The organism is Paenibacillus sp. Z6-24 (assembly GCF_054161335.1).
In genome coordinates, this window is record NZ_CP096398.1 from 573,752 (window position 1) to 592,872 (window position 19,121).

Sequence of the window (19,121 nt, forward strand, 5' to 3'; positions counted from 1 at the left end):
AACTATGGTGCGTTTGATGACGTCCAAGCTGGACATTGCCTATGAAGACCGTCTGATTGTGGAGGATTTGAATATCCAGATTCCACAGGGCCAGATTACTGCGCTGGTCGGTGCGAACGGATCGGGGAAATCCACGATTCTGAAGACGATGGCACGTATTATGCAGCCCAAAGCAGGTGCTGTTTTGCTCGACGGAAAATCAATCCATAAGCAATCTACCCGTGAAGTCGCCAAGCAGCTCGCGATTCTGCCGCAGACACCGACCGCTCCGGAAGGATTGACCGTGACCGAACTGGTCTCCTACGGACGTTTCCCTTACCAGAAGGGATTTGGCTCGATGAAGGCTGAAGACAGGGAAAAGATATCCTGGGCGATTGAAGCGACCGGCATGATGGACTTCCACGATCGTCCGATCGACCAGCTCTCCGGCGGTCAGCGCCAGCGCGCCTGGATCGCCATGTCGCTGGCACAGGATACGGAGATTCTGTTCCTCGACGAGCCGACAACCTATCTGGATATGGCGCATCAGCTGGAAGTGCTGCAGCTGCTGGAGAAGCTTAACGCCACCTCCGGCCGCAGCATTATCATGGTCGTGCATGACCTGAACCATGCTTCCCGCTATGCCCACCATATGATCGCGATCAAGCAGGGCAAAGCCGTCGCCGAAGGATCACCGGTCGAAGTCATGACTTGCGACGTTCTGCGAAACGTATTCGGCATCGAAGCTGATATCGTCGTCGACCCGCGCAGCGGCGTGCCTTTGTGTCTGCCGTACGCTCTTGCAGGCAATGTACAGGCTGCAGTAGCTGCCGAGCAGCAGGTACAGGAAGTCCGCCAGTACACCCAACTGCGCACCGCTGCCCAGAACTGAGTTACACACTATAACAAGAGAAAGCCGCTTCTACTCGGAACTCACCGAGTAGAAGCGGCTTTTTAATTCAATCCCTCTATCGAATGCAAAGAACTTCAATTTCGTCAAAGTATCTTTCACCCCAGTAGTGGATGAGGTGCAGCTATCCCAGTCAATACACTACATCACTATACAATTGTGAAATTATGAACAAAGTATGAACGTTACCAAAATCTCTTGTAATGTGATAAAAATCACAATATAATAAGACTACAAGGTGAAATGATTCACAAGCACAAAGCAGCATAGATTCATCCCATTCAAAGCCTGTGAATGAATCACCTGTTGTTGACCTAATCGCCTGATTATTATTTCATTTACACCCATGACCTGATAGACACAAGCTTCAACAAATACAGATTGACTCAGGAGGAAACAACCATGAAAGTAGCTGTTATTGGATGTACTCACGCCGGAACTTCCGCAATTGTGAACACTGCCAAATTATACCCGGATGCACAGATTACCGTATACGAACGTAATGACAATATCTCGTTCCTGTCCTGCGGGATTGCATTGTATGTAGGCGGTGTGGTAGAGGATGCACAGGGACTGTTCTACTCTTCGCCACAGCAGCTGGCCGAGCTGGGTGTCACTACCAAGATGCTGCATGAAGTGACCTCCGTTGATACCGATGCCAAGACGCTGACTGCACGCGATCTGAACACCGGTATTGAACTGACTGACACCTATGACAAACTGATCGTTACGACCGGTTCATGGCCGATCATTCCGAAGTTCGAAGGCATTGAGCTGGACAACATCGTCTTGTCCAAAAACTTTAACCATTCCAATACCATTATTGAAAAAGCCAAATCTGCCCGTAACATCGTCGTTGTCGGTGCCGGTTATATCGGTGTCGAGTTGGTCGAAGCATTCGAAATGAACGGCAAACAGGTGACTCTGATCGATGCGGAAGACCGTATCCTCAGCAAATACCTAGACCCTGAATTCACTGCCCGTACCGAACAGCTGCTGACCGACAAAGGCATCCAGCTCGCTCTCGGCGAGAAAGTCGTGAAGTTCGCAGGGGAAAACGGCAAAGTCAGCACTGTCGTAACCGATAAAGGCGAACATGCTGCCGATATGGTCATTCTCTGCATCGGCTTCCGCCCGCAAACCGAGCTGCTCACCGGTCAAGTGGACATGCTGCCAAACGGCGCGATCATCGTCGACAAGTATATGCAGACCAGCAAAAAAGACGTTTTTGCCGCTGGTGACAGCTGTGCGGTGTTCTACAATCCGACGGGTCAGCATGCGTATATCCCGCTTGCTACGAATGCAGTACGTATGGGTACACTGGTTGCCCGCAACCTGGTTACACCAACCAATGAGTACATGGGTACACAGGGTACATCGGGTATCAAGATCTATGAACAGAATATCGCTGGTACCGGCATGACCGAAGTGTCCGCCCGCCTGGCTGGTCTGGATGTAGAGACTTCCACGTTCAAGGATCACTACCGTCCGGAGTTTATGCCAACCCATGAGACCGTCACTTTGAAAGTGGTCTATGAAAAAGACAGCCGCCGGATTCTAGGCGCACAGATTATGTCTGAAGCGGATCTGACCCAGTCGATCAATACGATCTCGGTATGTATCCAGACCGGCATGACGGTGGATCAGCTGGCCTTTGTCGACTTCTTCTTCCAGCCGCATTACAACAAACCGTGGAACTACCTGAACAGTGTAGGTCTGCAGGCGCTGGCACCGGTCGAAGCCAAGCAGCCGGTTACCGTCTGAGCCAGTCATCCGTATTCCATCAATATCTTTGCGCTACTATGTGAAAGGTAACACAATGTCGCTTAATGGTTATTCCGGCGGTGGAGCAGAGCCTGCTCATCAGAGTTCATTCCATATGCAACCCGGCTGCTTCCGGCATCTGTATCCGGAAGCAGTGGCTCCGGCTCTCTGCCGTTAACATATATTCATGCTCCAGCGTAAGGATTGATCACAGGAGAAATGAATGATAAGGTTTCTCTCCAATCACGATTCACCGAACATCACGTTCACAAATGGTTAATTAAGCTTTCTTGTTTGCCCGTATGGTTTTTATGCCATACGGGCTTTTTTTATGCATATCGTGACATTTGTTACTTTTTTCACAAAATATATCCATTAAAATTGAAATATGAGAAATTGACCATAGATGAGGAGAGAACATATTATGGCTTATTACAAACCACAGCAGATTGCTATGAATACGATAGAGACAGGCGTGACCAAGGCACGCTCCAGCTGGACGCAGATGCTGGTGCTGGGCTTTCTCGCCGGAGCTTTTATCGCGATCGGGTTTCTGCTGGATATTCGTGTGATCGCCAATACCCCCGAATCCTGGGGCAGCTTTGCCAATTTTATAGGGGCGTCGCTGTTCCCGGTCGGTCTGGTGCTCGTACTGGTCGCGGGCGGTGAGCTGCTTACCGGTAATATGATGGCAGTGCCGCTGGCACGGATGGCCAAGCGCATCTCCACCATGGAGCTGGTACGCAATCTGTTTGCGATCACGGTAGCCAACCTGCTGGGCGCATTGTTTGTTGCTTATTTCTTTGGGCATATCGTCGGACTGACCGAGACCGGACCGTATCTGGCGAAGACAGTAGAGATGGCTGGTCATAAGCTGGAAGGGAATTTTCTGCAGATGTTCCTGTCCGGGATCGGCTGTAACTGGCTCGTCGCTCTGGCCGTCTGGCTCTCCTACAGCGCAGACAGCATTAGCGGCAAAATTCTGGGCATCTGGTTCCCAACCATGTCATTCGTCGCTATTGGCTTTCAGCACGTGGTAGCCAATATGTTCCTGATTCCTGCTGCTATCTTTGCAGGCTACTACTCCTGGGGCGAATATCTGATGAACTTTGTACCGGTCTGGCTCGGCAATCTGACCGGTGGCGCATTGTTCGTGGCCTGCGCGTATTTCACCGCTTATGTACGCCAGCCGAGAACAGCTGCACCAGCATCACATTCTGCAGGCGGTCATAGTGTGGAACAGCCAGCTGCTGCTGCAGGTATGAGTGCAGGAGCGGCTGTGTCGATGCCGCTGCAGCACAGCGAACAGGCTCACTGATCATTCGGTATCTGCAGTGCAGGAGCGAGCTGACACCTACAACAACGGATATACTCATTCAGACTTGATCCATACGTTTTTTGTCCCCAGCCCTTTCTCTATCGCAGAGGCAGGGCTTTTTGTTGATTGAAAAACCGACTTTTGGGTAATACATACACTACATACGCCAATAAGGCTCAAGAGGTGTAATCATGGAAAATGTAGATGAATTAGTGAGACGGCAGCAGGAGCTCGAGATGGAAGTAGAGCAGCTTCGCCGTCAACTGGATGATTGTCAGCAGGCTAGAACCCGTGTGGAAAAGGCCGCCAAAGATAAATCCAGTTTTATCGCCATGCTCAGCCACGAGGTCAGAACCCCGATGAACGGCATTCTGTCCATGACCGAGCTATTGCAGAAGACCCGGCTGGATGAAGAGCAGGACAGTTATGTACAGATCCTGCAGACCAGCAGTGACTCCCTGATGGCATTGGTAAATAACCTGCTTGATATTGGCAAGATGGAAGCCGGTAAAATGAAACTGAACAGGGACCCGTTTGATGTGATTAATACAATTGAGGATCTGACGTATGCGCTTGCTCCACGCGCTTTTGAAAAAGGAGTCGGAGTGCATCTGAATGTGCATTCGGATATTCCACTGTTTGTAATCGGCGATGCGCTCAAAGTCAGACAGATTATTATGAATTTACTGCAAAATTCCATTAAATTTACGCATACAGGAGATATTACAGTCTCTCTTTTTCTATTACCACCCATGCTGGATAACAAATTGACTGTAAAGATTGCCATTGAAGATACAGGTATAGGGATAGAAGATGGACAGCTGCAGCATATTTTCGAAGTGTACAGCCAGCTGAATCCGGAGCAGGAACATATTTATGGAGGTACTGGACTCGGGCTGTCGATCAGCAAGCACCTGGTCGAACTGATGGGCGGCGAGATCCGTCTGGAGAGTATGCATGGAATAGGTACCGAAGTGAGTATTATTCTTCATTTTGAGCAGTATACCGATCTGCCGTCGATTCCGTTTCAGGATGACATTTTGCAGGGAGTTCGCATTTTACTGCTGGATAGCAACGGGGAGAGTGTAGGCATTATCTCCGATATGCTTACTGAATGGGGAGCAGAGGTCACCACATCCTCGGGCATGGATGATCGTTTTTTTGATGAAATGTATCATCATGCCTATAATCTGATACTGATTGACCTGGAGATGATTGATCGGGAGCGCTGGATTCAGGACCGAATGAAAATCCAGAAGCAGTGTGTGTTTCTGCTGGCGCCGCTCGGGGAGAAGATCGATGGTGGATTCCGGGATACCTTTGATACGGTTATTACCAAGCCGGTTCGCAAAATTCATATGCTTAACAGCATACTGGCACTTCAGCAGAGCCAGCGTTAGCATACTTTATTGATGCGATTAGGATCACTCATAGCATCTATAAAAAAGGACTTTTCCTCGTGGAAAGGTCCTTTTTGTATGGGATCAAATTGGTAGGTATATGAAGGTGCCTGTCCGTTTCTTTTCTGCGGCTAAAATTGGTTGAATTTTGGTTTATGGATGTCACCTCAATAGCCAGATCGCCAATCGACGGGTGGGTCTGCTTGTATCTGTGGGGCTGAATCAAAGCAAAAAGCCCCTGCCGCATAGGCAAGGGCTGCTGATATGAATACATGTACGTGTCTCCAGCCGATATACGGCTGAATATAAATGAAATCCGCCATAATGCGGTTCGGGGGAACGAAACCGTAGTATGGCGGATTCCGGGAGTGGTCCATGATATGACAGAGGGTGAGAATGAAGGGGACATCACTCTCGCCAAATGCCGTTACTTATTGTTAAACGGGTCTATAGAACTTGAAACACCCACCGAATAAATTCCTGAAAAAATTTATGAATGTGCTGTTAGCCCATGCATCCAGGGAACATTCCGGTCGAAATGGCGATCCGGTTCCAGCTGTTGATGATATTAATCGCCATGATCAGATCCATGTATTCCTTTTCGCTGAAATGCGCCAGCACACGATCATATACGTCCTGCGGAACACCATGCTGCGATACCTCCGTGACTACCTCTGTCAGGTGCAGCACAGCCTTCTCGGCGTCGGTGTAATAAGGCGTCTCTCTCCATACACTCAGCAGGGCAATTCGCTCTTCGGACTCGCCCATTTTGCGCAGATCGCGGGTATGCATATCCAGGCAAAAGGCGCAGCCGTTGATCTGGGAAGCACGGATTTTGATCAGTTCATACAGAACGGGATCAAGTTCCTGTTCCTTGATAAAGGTCTCGAGCTGCATCATTTGTTTGTAGACGGCAGGGTGGGCCTGGTAATGATTCATACGGGTTTGCATGGTAATGCCTCCTTGGGAAATGGGATCTTTTTACAAAGCAGGCTGTTCTTTTCCGGAAAAGTCGCCTTCAGTATATAAGACAGGGCAGGCATTATATCTGTGACACCCTGTGAAATGAAAAGGGAAAAGCCGTCCGGTTCAGATCGGTTCCCGGAGTTTGTCGGGATTGGACACCATGTAGATATTCTGAATCTGTCCGCTGCTGTCCCACTGCAGTGCACATACATAGACGATACGACCATCGCGCTGCATCTGCAGTCCGGGCTCTCCGTTAATCCATACCATCGACCACTGGCCGTCCAGTGAACCCTTGCTGGCGATTCCATGGAAAAATGCCGTTACACGGCTGCGGGTAAGGATCGGACGCAGAGCTGCGCGGACTTTGCCTCCGCCGTCGGTATACAGCCGCACATCTTCCTGCAGTCGTTCCAGCAGCGGCTGTAAATCACCTTCCCGTGCCGCCGCCAGAAAAGCGAGCACAAGCGACTCTCCCTGCCGGCTGGCGACCGCAGAAGAGGCAGCAGCCGGCTCCAGACGGGCATGAACCCGGCTCAGTATTTTGCGGCAGGCGGCTTCGGATTTGTCCACATATTCGGCAATCTCGCGGTAGTCATAACCGAGCGATTCACGCAGGACAAAAATAACACGTTCCACCGGAGAAAGCTGATCCAGCAGAACCATTACTGCATAACTGAGCTCCTCCTGACGCAGAACGAGCTGTTCCGCACCGGAATCGGCATTAGAGGAAGAAGGCATCTGATCGACCGCCGGATGCAGGGACCGCTGGAGATGATCGTCGTCATGATGGCTTCCAGATCCGGCTGAACGGGAACGCCGGGAAGAGGCAGACTGCAAGGCCGGTTCCGGCAGCCACGGACCGGTGTAGAGTTCACGCTTTTTGCGAGCGGATTGCAGCAGATTGATACTGCGGTTTGTGACGGCACGGATCAGATACGCCTGTATATGCTCAATCCGAGGCAATTCCTCCTGCCGCTGGCTGAGATAGACGAACAGGTCCTGTACGATATCTTCCGCGTCGGTCATAGTCCCGGTCATCCGGTAGGCGACAGCCAGCAGCCGGGAATAATATAGGCTGTAGACTTGGTCAAGAGAATGAACTGTAGCTGTCTGTTCAGGATGGGCGGAATGAGGATCGAGTGTATCTGCTCCTTGCGATTTAGGCGCAGTAGGTATCGGTGATCCGGATGGAGTTTTCGGTTTCGTATGTAGGGGAGAAGCTGGCTGAGAAATGTGATTGGGTTCCATAGGGTGGTTCATGATATATGGCTCCTTTACTAATGTTGAATAATAGGTGCTATTAGCAGAGTAAAGCATCAAAGGGATGGCTTGCCACCCGGCAAAGAGTAAAGCATACTAGGGTGGAATGTCAAAAGCAGATGATCGGCAGTCCATGCTGTATGGGGCTTGCAAGATGCCGGTTATCCTTGCGGAATACAACCAGGCAGTACATCAATATACGCAGCCCATAGCAGACCGGAACAGCTGAGGTATTCCGACGGGGCATGAAGAGGTGAAGAGTCGTTATGTTGTCGGAGAAAGTAGTCAACCACTGCAAGCATCAGGGCTGGTGGGTTGATGATATCACGCAGGAGTATATGGATGCACTGCAGCCGATTGGGATGGATCTTCATTCGGATTGTGCTCTTTTTTATTTGCATGCGGAAGACGGTCCTGTGTTTAGTGGCAGAAATCATCAGCAGATGTACCAGCTCTGCTGGTTTATCGTGAACAGTGACAGTTATACGATGAGTATACAGGGAACCCATGAGACGTTAAAGCTCCCGGAAGAATATATTCCGCTGGACAGCTTTGAAGGCGAGTACGGTTATTTTTATAACCGCAGCACCGGACAGGTTCTCGGCCTGGGGCTGGGAGAGGATTGGTATCATTTTATGGAGGGTACATTGCAGCCGCAGTGGCCGGATTTTAATGCTTTTCTGGAATGGTTTTTTGAGTTGGACTGATTAGCAGAGCAGGAGAAGAAAGGAAATATAATTATGCGCTGGCTTAAAACCTACCCGCGGGAAATACAGGTGTTCCTGTTTGCGAGTCTGATCAATGCCGCAGGCGGGTCACTGATGTGGCCGCTGGTAACTTTGTTTGTGTATCAGGAGCTGGACCGTCCGATGCGGGATGCCGGCTTCGTTGTGCTGCTGCAATCGCTTGGAGGGATTGTCGGACAGCTGCTCGGCGGAACGTTGTACCACCGCCTGGGTGTAAAGAAATTGATCGTCGGTTCGCTGCTCATGAACGGGCTGCTGCTGTTTATGCTGCCGATCGTCAGCGATAACTGGCATTTATTTATGGGTACGATGGTATTGATCGGTCTGTTTAACTCGATGTCGCTGCCGGCGATCCAGGCGTTTATCGGCTTCCGGTTTGCCGACCGCCGGGGAGAACTGTTCAATATTATCTATGTCGCCAACAATATCGGTGTAGCGCTCGGAACAGCACTCTGCGGAATACTGGCGGATATTTCATTTTATCTGTCGTTTGTGCTGAATGGGATCAGCTGTGTGCTGTTTGCCGGGTTCTTCTATGTATATCTGAAACGGATTGGCGAGGGAACCGAGGCCGGTGCTCCTATTGATGAGAACAATCCGGGCCGCCCCAAAATGGAAAAAGGCGAAAGCACTATCTGGCTGCTTGGTCAGGTACGTGTGTACCTGTTCATGGGTGTCGCTACGCTGTTTCTCTGGCTTGGCAACTCGATCTGGAATACGGGGGTGTCTCCCTTTATCGTCAGCTCGGGCATGCTGATCAGCTATTACAGTCTGCTGTGGACGCTGAATGGGGTGCTGATCTTTGTCGGACAGCCGTTTGTGAATCTGGTACGCCGGCTCGTCGCCCAGACAGCACAGGCACAGCTGACAGCGAGTGCGGTCTTTTACCTGCTCGGCTATATCGTAATTCTGGGATTCCACAATTATCCGGCTTTTATCGCCGCGATGATCCTGACGACCTTTGGCGAGATGCTGATGTCACCGGCAATTCCTTCCTTTGTATCGGAGCGGACCGGGGCGTATGCGCCGTTCTATCTTGGGGTCGCTGGAGGGATTGGAGCCGTCGGCCGGGTCATCGGGCCTTATGTGATGGGGATATTCTATGACCAGGGCGGAATTATTCCGGTCAGCTGGGTCGCCGTGGCTGCCGGTGTACTGTCGCTTGGATTCTATGTCGTGCACAGTATTGCCCAGCGCGGCGTCATACTGCGTCCGCGGGATCATGCCTGATTTATTCAAATGAAAAACAATCGGGCAGCAAGCAGAGTGATCCAGGTATATCACTGGATCTTCCAGCCGGATCGAATGTTATAATGAGAGCAGAATTACCGCTGTTCGCAGCATAACTTTTTTTGGGGAAAAGGGGTGTGTCGGATAAATATGCAATCTGCTGTTCCATTGACGATCCGTCTGTCCACCATGAAAGATGCCAGAGAGCTGATGACGCTCGACCAGCTCGTCTGGAATGAACGGAATACGCCCTCGATTCTCTGCTGCTCGTCCCGCAGACAGTATCTGCAATCCTCGCCGCCGGGCAGTCAGCTGCTGGCAGTCCAGTCGGACCGGCTGTGCGGCTATGTCGGCTTCCGCCATCCGCATCCACTGGAGATCAGCAGTCATGTCTACGATATTCATATTGCCGTGCATCCGCATCATCAGGGGCAAAATATCGGCAAACAGCTGATGGATGCATTGTGCGGTCATGCACGTGCGAACGATATCCGCAAGCTGACGCTGCGGGTGCTGTCGACCAATACAGAAGCCGTCCATTTTTACGACAAATACGGATTCGTCGAAAATGGACGGCTTCAGGAACAATTTTATATTAATGGACAATATGTGGATGACATCTTTATGACTTACTGGTTATAGGGATGCTGGCCATAGACACTCTGGGTGATGATATCGGTCAGTTCCTCTTTTTGTGCCCGGTATGTATCCGGTGAAAGAGTTCCGTCAATCAGCCGCTGTGTAAGCATTTCGTTCATTTGTGCCACCTGCAGGTCAATAATGGCCTGTGGGTTTTTGTTGTTACGGCGGGCAGTCTCAGCCAGTGTACGGCCTTCATACAGGTCATCATAGACATCCTCATCTGAAGCAGCGCCAAGCGCGCCGAGGAAAGGGTCCTGCTGTTCACGGGTGACGGAAGAAGTGGACGATGTGGCAATTGACTGCGCATTGGCTTGCTCCCCGAGTAACAGACTGCTGATGGCAATACCGAGCAGCAGCGTGCTGATCATCGCTTTTCCTTTGCGGATTCGGCGATAGGTGTTCGTGCTTTTCATATGGATACCTCACTTTTTTTCATGCTGTCTTGCTAATCTTACCTTCTCATCTTACCCTCTCCGGCTTAAAGGAAACTTAAAAGCATGTAAAGAATAGCTAAAACATCTGCATCATCATGTAAACTTGTCCCCATCTTACGCAAATCACCTGATAATCGGTAAATAAATCCTGTCCCGGCTGCAGATCATGTTTCAAAGGACAGAAGAACCATTTAAGTAATACTTAACAAGCGACATACCAAAATTTACTAAATAACAGGTGCTGAATGATCATAAAAGTAAATGGGTAGTCTCTTCATCCAAACCTTCACCGAAGTATCCGTATGGACACAAGTTCGCGTCATGGCCGATCAGGAAGAAACGAAATGGAGGATATGATATGGAGCGGATGCGTAAATATCAGCTGTTGTTCAAAAGGCAGGTGCAGGAACAGCTTCAGAAAATGCTGGCACCGGAGGCAGAGACACCGGAAAGCAAAGTCTACCGGATGATTCACTCGATCAAAGGAACAGCAGGAACGATCGGTCTGCCCGGATGGTATGCGGAAGCTATTCGTCTGTTGATGGCATTTGATGAAGAAGGAGAACGGACGTTTACCAGCAATCAGCTGTTCCGAATGCTGGAACCGCTGATTGAACTGTCCCGTACGACAGAACTGGAACTGACTATGGCGAATCTTCCTGAAGAGGCGGATGACGAAGCCAGTCCACAGCGCAATATATCAGCTACAGGTACCGTGCTGGTGCTGGATGACGATATCGGACTCCTGACCCTGCTCAAGGATGAATTGGAAACGCAGGGACTGATGGTACTGGCTACTCCTTATCCGGACAAAGCGCTGAAATGGTTCTATGATATGCAGCCGGACTGTCTGGTGCTGAATTTGGTGCTGCCAGACTCGAATGGGTTCCACTTTTTGTCACAAATTCAGGCGCTCTGCGACCTGCATCTGATCCCGGTAATCATCATCAGCGCACGCAGTGACAAGGATACACGGATGCGCGGATATGAGGCAGGGGCGGATGAGTTTATGGCCAAGCCGCTAGAAATGGATGAATTCTCACTGCGCGTCCGCAAGCTGGTCGCCCGCAAAAGGAGGTTGAACCGACTGCTGATGCTTGATGAGAATACGGGAGCCTTTACGATGAATATTCTCGATCAGCAGCTGCCCCGGTTTGCCGGACAGCGGGGCGGAGCCAACCTGATTGCTGTACATCTGCAGGGAATGCGCGGATACAATGAACGCTGGGGCTATGAAGCCGGAGACCGGCAGCTGCGCCAATTCTCGGATTATATCCGGATGCAGCTTCGGGTGGAGGATATATGGGTGCATGAACGATCCGGGCACTTCTATCTACTGCAGCCGGAATTTACGAGAGAGCAGAGCTTTGCCTTTATGGATAATCTGCTGCATAGCGGAGATATTACCGGTATGCTGGAGGAAGTGCAGCTGGCGGTACAGTACGCGATTCTGCCGGTGCAGGGAGACCCGACCCAGCCGGGACTGGTCAGCGAAGCGCTGAGCCAGGTGAATCGTATGCTGACAGCAGCCGAGCAGTATGAACAGGGAAGCAGCGATATGGCGGCATCCGTGCCTGCTGTCCTGCCGGGCAGCAGGATATTGCCGCTTCGACTGGCAATTGTGGACGATGATCCGCTGATCCGCAGGATACTGGAGCGTCAGCTGCGCGATATTGGAGGAGATCAGCCGATAGAGCTGCGTGCCTACGAGGATGGTTTGGCTTTTATGGAAGATTTATGGAATCAGGAGCCAGGGCGGTATTTGCTCATTCTGGACCGGATGATGCCTCGTATGAACGGGATGGAAATGCTTGCACGCGTTCGCGAGCGATCCAGTGCCTCTACGCTCTATACGGTACTGATGCTGACGAGTATCGATAATGAACACGGGATTGCAGAGGCGATTCGTGCGGGAGCCGATGATTATATGACCAAGCCGTTCAGCATGGTTGAACTGGAAGCAAGGGTTCGCCGTCTGCTCAGCAAGGTGTATACGAATAAATAAACAGGGATGCCGGTGCGGAGAAAAGATCTATGGATGTAACAGTAAATCGGTACAAGCAAAGGGCAGCAGAAATCAAGGTGGTTTATCCTTAGAGTATTTATTTTGAACAGAACTATTTTTATTAAGCAGTCATAAAAAAATAGACCGGAGCACATGCCCGGTCTATTTGAATATAGCGAATAGCGTCTTGTATTCGTCCTGTATCCGGTCAGCGCTTGAGCTTCCATTCCTGCTGCAGCATGCCGTAGATGGCATGATCCACATAGCCGGATGGCAGCAGCTCGGTCTCGCGGATGATGCCTTCCAGAATAAAGCCCAGACGTTCCGGTACGGCACGGCTGCGTTTGTTGCCGGTCGCGCAGCGGACTTCGACCCGGTGCAGGTTCAGCTCCAGCAGCGCATAATCGACCATGACGCGCAGCGCCGAGGTGACCAGTCCGTGCCCCTGGTAATTTTCACCGAGCCAGTAGCCAATACCGACGGTGCGATGATTCCAGTTGATCTCATGGAAGCCGATAATGCCGGCGAGCTGATCCTTGTACCAGATGCCGGCGGTGAAGCCGCCATTTTCCATCGACTGTGTCAGCGCGGCACGAACATAGTCTTCGCTTGCCTGCACGGAAGTGGTGGCATCGACCCAGGAGAGCCACTGGCGCAGATACGAGCGCGACTGGTCGATCAGCTGGTAAATATGACGGGCATGGGCCGGCTCCAGCGGCCGAAGCTCTGTATCGTCATCCAATATATATGTAAACATGCGGGGAATTCCTCTCTTTCCTGAATAAAATAACGATGATATGGACATCTTATCGCGGCCGCAGCGGTGAACGCTGTTCAAGGGCGTAAATGTCTTCTTCCAGACCGGCCATACGCTCATTAACGAGGGTGCGGCAGTCTGACAAAGCCTGATTATACACGTGGGGACCGACCGATTTCAGAAAGAAATCCAGTACCGTATCCGCAGCGAGTTCACCGATGCTTTCTCCCCGTTCCATTTCAAAAAACTGACGGATATCGGCGATCAGAAGCTCGCGGGTGTCCCGTGGTAATTGTAAAGGTTGCATAAGCGATCCTCCTTGCAGGCGATTTAACTTATATGCTACCGTATTCACTGCCTTCCGTCAAAGTCATTTAGCCGCAATTATAGCGTTTGCAGGCAGGACTGGAGTCGCTTCATGAAGGCGCTGTCCTTGCCTAAGTTTTCAGAACCGTTATAATAGAAATTATTCGCAACAGAAACTGAACGACGAAAGGTTGATAGGCGTGGAGAACGAGAATTTGACTCCTTCTAATTTTATCAAGACCATTATTACCGAAGACCTGAAGTCCGGCAAGGTCAACAAAGTGGTAACCCGCTTCCCGCCGGAACCGAACGGTTATCTTCATATTGGACATGCCAAGGCCATCTGGGTCAATTTTGCACTGGCAGACGAGTTTGGCGGCAGAACGCATCTGCGCTTTGACGATACGAACCCTGCCAAGGAAGACGAAGAGTATGTACGCTCTATCGAAGCCGATGTCAAATGGCTCGGCTATGAATGGGAAGGCAAGTATTTCGCTTCCGACTATTTTGACTTTATGTATGAAAAGGCAGAGCTGCTGATCAACAAAGGTCTGGCCTATGTGGATGACCAGTCTGCAGACCAGATCCGTGAGACACGTGGAACATTGACCGAACCCGGACAGGACAGCCCTTACCGCAATCGTACAGTCGAGGAGAACCTGGACCTGTTCCGTCAGATGCGTGACGGCAAGTTCGCCAACGGGGAAAAGGTACTGCGTGCCAAGATCGATATGACTTCGCCAAACATCAATATGCGTGATCCGGTTATCTATCGTATCGCTCATCTGGAGCATCACAATACCGGTAACAAATGGTGCATCTATCCAATGTATACATTTGCCCATCCGCTGGAAGATGCCTACGAGAATATTACGCATTCCCTGTGTACGGTGGAATTCGAAGATCAGCGTCCATTCTATGACTGGGTCATCCGCGAGTGTGACGTGGATGCCGAGCCGCATCAGTATGAATACGGCCGCCTGAATCTCGCCCAGACACTGACCAGCAAGCGCAAACTCAAGCTGCTCGTGGACGAGAACATCGTCGATGGCTGGGATGATCCGCGTATGCCGACGATCTCGGGAATGAGACGCCGCGGCTTTACACCGGAAGCGCTGCGCTCGTTTGTGTACGAGACAGGCATTTCCAAAAGTCAGGGAATTGTGGATCTGCAGATGCTGGACCACTTTGTCCGTGAAGATCTCAAGCTGCGTGTACCGCGCACGATGGGCGTACTGCGTCCGCTCAAAGTGGTCATCACCAACTATCCGGAAGGACAGGTGGAGATGCTGGATGCGGAGAACAACCCGGAGAACGAAGAGATGGGTATTCGCCAGATTCCATTTTCCCGCGAGATCTATATCGAGCAGGATGACTTTATGGAAGAACCGCCGAGCAAGTATCATCGTCTGTTCCCTGGCAATGAAGTGCGCCTGAAGCATGCATACTTTATCAAATGCAACGACTTTATCAAGGACGAAGACGGCAATGTGGTGGAGATTCACTGCACCTACGATCCGGAGACCAAGAGCGGTACCGGCTTTACCGGACGCAAAGTCAAAGGAACCATCCACTGGGTAGAAGCGACGCAGGCTGTGCCTGCTGAGTTCCGTCTGTATGAGCCGCTGATCAAAGCGGAAGAAGAACTCGTGGAAGAGACAAGCGGCGGCAACGATGAGATTCCGGAGAAAACATTCCTGGATTCCATCAATCCGAACTCGCTGGAAGTGGTACACGGATTCGTAGAGCCGGGACTCAAAAACTCCGAAGCCTACGACCGCTACCAATTTTTCCGCCATGGCTATTTCAGCGCCGATCCGAAATACACCATGCCTGGCGATCCGGTATTCAACCTGGTCGTATCGATGAAGAGCTCGTTCAAAATGCCAAAGGCCTAATTAGATTTCTGCGACCGCATCAAGCGGTATAAAGCATAAAGTATGAATATAAATAATAAGCCATCAAAAAAGCCGGAACTGTGCAGACAGTTCCGGCTTTTGCTATATTCCTGGTATCCGCAACAGCAATCTGACATTTGGCTACAGATGATTCAATCGGTTTATTCTTCATCCGGCAGCTGATAGCCTGTCCGCCGCACATTGAGCCACATCAGGATAAATCCAACCGCTCCGGCAAAGGACAGCAGCATGCCGACCAGATACATATGCTCCGAACCAAAATTCTGGAACAGCCAGCCGCCAAGGAAGCCGGCGATGACTCCGGCCAGACCGCTCCAGGTCATCGTATAGATCGCCTGACCGGAGCTGCGGAACTGATTCGGTACGAACATCATGGTCAGCTGGGTGCCGACATAGAAATAACCGCCAAATGTCACTGCGTGCAGCAGCTGGATAAATACGACCTGCAGCGGACTGACCGCTTCCGCCATCAGCAGCCAGCGCAGGGTGAACAGGATGCTCACAATTGCCAGCCAGCCCAGCATAAAGGAAATTCGGCGCTTCAGGAAACGGTCAAACAGCAGGAACAATGCCGCTTCGAAAATCGATGAAGCAAATACCGCCCAGCCGACCATGCTTTTGCTGCCGCCCAGTTCAATCACATACAGCGAGAGAAAGGTACTGTTCATCATATTCGGAATGGACACAAGCACCCCGAGGACGATAAAGCCGACAAAGTATCCATTACCGCTGAACTGGCGCAGCGCTCGCCAGCTGAGTGCGGCAGCTCCGCCCGGTGAACGGGTCTGCGCAGGCATGACCAGCATCAGTCCAATCGCGACCAACAGCAGCACGGTAAAGACGATCCCGATCCTGGAGACGCCCAGATGGTCGATCACCGGACCAGCCGCGACCGCAGTCAGTGCCCAGCCTATCGATCCATACAGCCGGAATCCGCCGAACTTGTATGGCGTCCCGTCGATATAATTCAGAATCAGCGTACTGGTCTGGGCAAACATCGGTGTCTGGAAAAAGAAGAAGCAGGCCATTACCATATAAATAAGCGTGTAATTATGTACCTGGAATACCATCTGCACGAGCAGCAGGGTACCGGTCATCATGATCAGCAGAATCAGTCGTGTATTCTGCAGCCGGTCGCTGTAGTAGCCCCAGAACGGATTGGCAAATAGCGAGATAAAAGGACCAATCGCCATCAGTGCACCAATCTGGCTCTGGCTCATCCCGATATCCTGCAGGTACAACTGAAAGAAACTTGTGAAAATGACCATCGTTCCATATATGAAAAAAGTATACCAACGAAGGGAGAAGAATGCAGGCTGAGACGAATGTGAACGCATGGCGGGCCAACCCTTTCCGAGAACTTTTAGTTCACTGTATCATTTGTTGAAAGGGGATACAAACCATTTTGAGCCAAATTCATCTAACGGTGGATTCGTCATTACTCTGCTGTCACCTTTTCGTAATAATCTGTGAATTCCTTGCCGGGTTACAGCAGCAGAGGTTCGGGGAGAATCAGGATGCAGTATACTGGTTAGGAGGAACAGAAGTGAACAGACAGGGAGCGAGTGAGCATGAACAGGAGGAAACATCATGTATAAGGATACAGCGGGCATTATTCTGGCAGGTGGGCAGTCCCGGAGGATGGGGACAGACAAGGCACTGCTCAAGATCGGGGAGCGCAGCGTGATTGAACGGGTCGCAGCAGCATTGGGGAGCTGTGTCCCCCAGCTGTGCCTGGCTTCTGCCGAAGACCGCAGCTATGAATTCTTGCAGCTGCCGATAGCTGCAGACCGATTTCCCGGGCAGGGGCCTTTGTCGGGACTGTATGCAGGGATGAATGCGCTGGATGCACAGTGGTATGTGCTCAGTGCCTGTGATCTGCCTTTTGCCAGTACGCGGCTGCTGGAAATGCTGCTGGAGAAGGCGCGTACGGCAGCAGTGGATGGACTGCCGGTACAGGCTGTGCTACCGACCTATCAGGGACGCCGGCATCCGCTGTATGCCGTATATCATTACAGTGTCCGTCCTTCGCTGGAGGCAGCCTTGCAAAAGGGGCAGCTCAAGGTAATGGATTGGCTGTATCAGCATCGTGCGATAGAGCTGCCGCTGGAACAGCTGCTGGAGCAGGATAACGAACAGGGGAAAGGGGACCTGTCCTCCTGGTGTCTGCACAATATGAATGATCCTGAAGCGTACAAGCAGGCGCTTCAAATGGCGGATAGCCGCAACTTTTTGCAGTGAATATGATACTTGGCATAGACAGAAGGAGCAGAGCCGCCGGCAAACATGGCTATTTTATGAACTTAGGGCTATTTGCCCCCTATTTCTGCCCAATTCAGGTACAATACAGGTAGGAAATACGTTGTCCAACAGATTGTCTTGGTTGATAGACTGCGCTGCCAAGTTGTTCATTTCTGTAATTGGTCGCTAAGTTGCAAGCGCTGACATATGATAAGTGAATAATATCACAAGGGGTGTATTCTCATGACAGTAAAGATGGAAACATGCATGAAGACAGATTGGTTGTACAGCCGGGTCATGACCTATCGTTTGCTGAGTGAAATGCTGCAGCGGCGTCCTACGCTGTCCAAGTTAATTGAATGGCGCAAGGAAGCCGGACGCATCCGGATTCTATCCGGACAGAGCAACCCGTTAATCCATATGCTGGAGAATATACCGCTGACCAATATTATTCAATATGCTTATGATGAGTGTGTGCAGTATGACCAGCTGTTCCTGGAGCAGCGGCTGCCACATCGTCCTCGTGCAGCGGAATATCTGCCCGGCGCTCAGGAGCGCTGGAGCTATGAAGCTACACTGAATTCGATCTATGCGCGGGCAGGCATTGCTTTCAAAAAAATGGATCAGGAGACCGATGATCATGTCGGGATCGAACTGGAATTCATGTCACTGCTGGCCGAGCGTATGGCCGAGAGCGAAGGCAATGTGCTGGAGCAGAATGCGATGATCCAGGCACAGACGGATTTTCTGGAAAATTACCTGCTGCCATGGGTGCCGTCTTTCTGCCGGGAGCTGAATAAGGCAGCGGAGCATAACCTTTACCAGATGTGGGCAAAGACTGCATCCGCCTATCTGATCGAAGATCTGTATAACCTGCGTGTGTACGCAGCCGAGCAGCATTTATTCCGATAATCCGGGTAGACCACCATATCGATCATCTATTCTCTGTTAAAAGAATGATTTTGTCTGCCAAATGGGTCGAAACAGGCGTCAAACCTGCATTTCCTGTCCAATGATAGTTAAAGGGGGAATACCGCCTTGCATACGTACCGATGTTTGAAGTCCAAAATTGTCGTCACGTCAGTCGAGCAGGTCAGGGAATTTCCGTCACTGGACTGGGCCCGGCAGTATGCGCTGCGGGAACTGGTTCCTCATGAGATTAACTTCGTGATTCGGGATGATGATACAGGTGAACTTTTTATGGATGTACGATTTGCCACACATACAAATAACCCCTGAGC

At 50.9% G+C, this 19,121-nt stretch carries 18 protein-coding genes; 12 read left to right on the top strand and 6 right to left on the bottom strand.

Annotation, left to right across the window (positions count from 1 at the left end; genetic code table 11):
* Positions 1-4: 4 nt before the first annotated feature.
* The 4 genes from M1D61_RS02490 (at position 5) to M1D61_RS02505 (ending at position 5,371) form a co-directional block, all read left to right on the top strand.
* On the top strand, positions 5-871 hold the full coding sequence (locus M1D61_RS02490; protein ID WP_458121047.1) for an ABC transporter ATP-binding protein: 867 nt from the start codon (positions 5-7) through the stop codon (positions 869-871).
* A 420-nt stretch (positions 872-1,291) separates the two neighbouring features.
* The gene (locus tag M1D61_RS02495; protein ID WP_458121048.1) at positions 1,292-2,653 is read left to right on the top strand and encodes an FAD-dependent oxidoreductase; all 1,362 of its coding nucleotides are present in this window, start codon (positions 1,292-1,294) and stop codon (positions 2,651-2,653) included.
* 424 nt (positions 2,654-3,077) lie between these two features.
* On the top strand, positions 3,078-3,971 hold the full coding sequence (locus M1D61_RS02500; protein ID WP_458121049.1) for a formate/nitrite transporter family protein: 894 nt from the start codon (positions 3,078-3,080) through the stop codon (positions 3,969-3,971).
* A gap of 191 nt (positions 3,972-4,162) precedes the next feature.
* Positions 4,163-5,371 carry an ATP-binding protein gene (locus tag M1D61_RS02505; protein WP_458121050.1) on the top strand — a complete coding sequence of 403 codons (1,209 nt, stop codon included), beginning with the start codon at positions 4,163-4,165 and terminating at the stop codon, positions 5,369-5,371.
* Positions 5,372-5,875: 504 nt separating this feature from the next.
* Here the strand turns inward: M1D61_RS02505 and M1D61_RS02510 are convergent.
* Both M1D61_RS02510 and M1D61_RS02515 read right to left on the bottom strand, forming a co-directional pair.
* A complete protein-coding gene (locus M1D61_RS02510) occupies positions 5,876-6,322 on the bottom strand; it encodes a carboxymuconolactone decarboxylase family protein (protein WP_458121051.1) in 447 nt (148 codons plus the stop codon).
* 138 nt (positions 6,323-6,460) lie between these two features.
* Entirely contained in the window at positions 6,461-7,600 is a 1,140-nt protein-coding gene (locus M1D61_RS02515; RefSeq protein WP_458121052.1) for a sigma-70 family RNA polymerase sigma factor, read from the bottom strand.
* Positions 7,601-7,866: 266 nt separating this feature from the next.
* Here M1D61_RS02515 and M1D61_RS02520 point away from each other — a divergent pair, with 266 nt between their 5' ends.
* From M1D61_RS02520 to M1D61_RS02530, 3 genes are all read left to right on the top strand, one after another.
* Positions 7,867-8,307 (top strand): hypothetical protein, encoded by a 441-nt coding sequence (locus M1D61_RS02520; protein WP_458121053.1) that lies wholly within the window; start codon positions 7,867-7,869, stop codon positions 8,305-8,307.
* A gap of 33 nt (positions 8,308-8,340) precedes the next feature.
* Complete coding sequence (locus M1D61_RS02525) at positions 8,341-9,576, top strand: MFS transporter (RefSeq protein WP_458121054.1); 1,236 nt, start codon at positions 8,341-8,343, stop codon at positions 9,574-9,576.
* Positions 9,577-9,726: 150 nt separating this feature from the next.
* Positions 9,727-10,218 carry an N-acetyltransferase family protein gene (locus M1D61_RS02530; protein WP_458121055.1) on the top strand — a complete coding sequence of 164 codons (492 nt, stop codon included), beginning with the start codon at positions 9,727-9,729 and terminating at the stop codon, positions 10,216-10,218.
* Here the strand turns inward: M1D61_RS02530 and M1D61_RS02535 are convergent.
* Positions 10,206-10,631: a hypothetical protein gene (locus M1D61_RS02535; RefSeq protein ID WP_458121056.1), complete on the bottom strand. Its 426-nt coding sequence runs from the start codon at positions 10,629-10,631 to the stop codon at positions 10,206-10,208. The genes M1D61_RS02530 and M1D61_RS02535 overlap by 13 nt on opposite strands.
* Positions 10,632-11,010: 379 nt before the next feature.
* Here M1D61_RS02535 and M1D61_RS02540 point away from each other — a divergent pair, with 379 nt between their 5' ends.
* Positions 11,011-12,657 carry a response regulator gene (locus M1D61_RS02540; protein ID WP_458121057.1) on the top strand — a complete coding sequence of 549 codons (1,647 nt, stop codon included), beginning with the start codon at positions 11,011-11,013 and terminating at the stop codon, positions 12,655-12,657.
* A 208-nt stretch (positions 12,658-12,865) separates the two neighbouring features.
* Here M1D61_RS02540 and M1D61_RS02545 read toward each other — a convergent pair whose 3' ends face one another.
* Positions 12,866-13,414 (bottom strand): GNAT family N-acetyltransferase, encoded by a 549-nt coding sequence (locus M1D61_RS02545; RefSeq protein WP_458121058.1) that lies wholly within the window; start codon positions 13,412-13,414, stop codon positions 12,866-12,868.
* A gap of 49 nt (positions 13,415-13,463) precedes the next feature.
* Positions 13,464-13,721: a DUF2164 domain-containing protein gene (locus M1D61_RS02550; protein WP_046212809.1), complete on the bottom strand. Its 258-nt coding sequence runs from the start codon at positions 13,719-13,721 to the stop codon at positions 13,464-13,466.
* A 190-nt stretch (positions 13,722-13,911) separates the two neighbouring features.
* Between M1D61_RS02550 and M1D61_RS02555 the strand changes: the two genes are divergently transcribed.
* Complete coding sequence (locus tag M1D61_RS02555; RefSeq protein ID WP_458121059.1) at positions 13,912-15,618, top strand: glutamine--tRNA ligase/YqeY domain fusion protein; 1,707 nt, start codon at positions 13,912-13,914, stop codon at positions 15,616-15,618.
* A gap of 161 nt (positions 15,619-15,779) precedes the next feature.
* Here the strand turns inward: M1D61_RS02555 and M1D61_RS02560 are convergent, their stop codons facing one another.
* Positions 15,780-16,976, bottom strand: a complete 1,197-nt coding sequence (locus M1D61_RS02560; protein ID WP_458121060.1) for an MFS transporter — start codon at positions 16,974-16,976, stop codon at positions 15,780-15,782.
* Between the two features lie 253 nt (positions 16,977-17,229).
* Here M1D61_RS02560 and mobA point away from each other — a divergent pair, with 253 nt between their 5' ends.
* From mobA to M1D61_RS02575, 3 genes are all read left to right on the top strand, one after another.
* Entirely contained in the window at positions 17,230-17,880 is a 651-nt protein-coding gene (gene mobA / locus M1D61_RS02565) for a molybdenum cofactor guanylyltransferase (RefSeq protein ID WP_458121061.1), read from the top strand.
* A 243-nt stretch (positions 17,881-18,123) separates the two neighbouring features.
* Positions 18,124-18,792, top strand: a complete 669-nt coding sequence (locus tag M1D61_RS02570) for a TorD/DmsD family molecular chaperone (RefSeq protein WP_458121062.1) — start codon at positions 18,124-18,126, stop codon at positions 18,790-18,792.
* 126 nt (positions 18,793-18,918) lie between these two features.
* Positions 18,919-19,119 carry a hypothetical protein gene (locus M1D61_RS02575; protein ID WP_458121063.1) on the top strand — a complete coding sequence of 67 codons (201 nt, stop codon included), beginning with the start codon at positions 18,919-18,921 and terminating at the stop codon, positions 19,117-19,119.
* Positions 19,120-19,121: the final 2 nt, after the last annotated feature.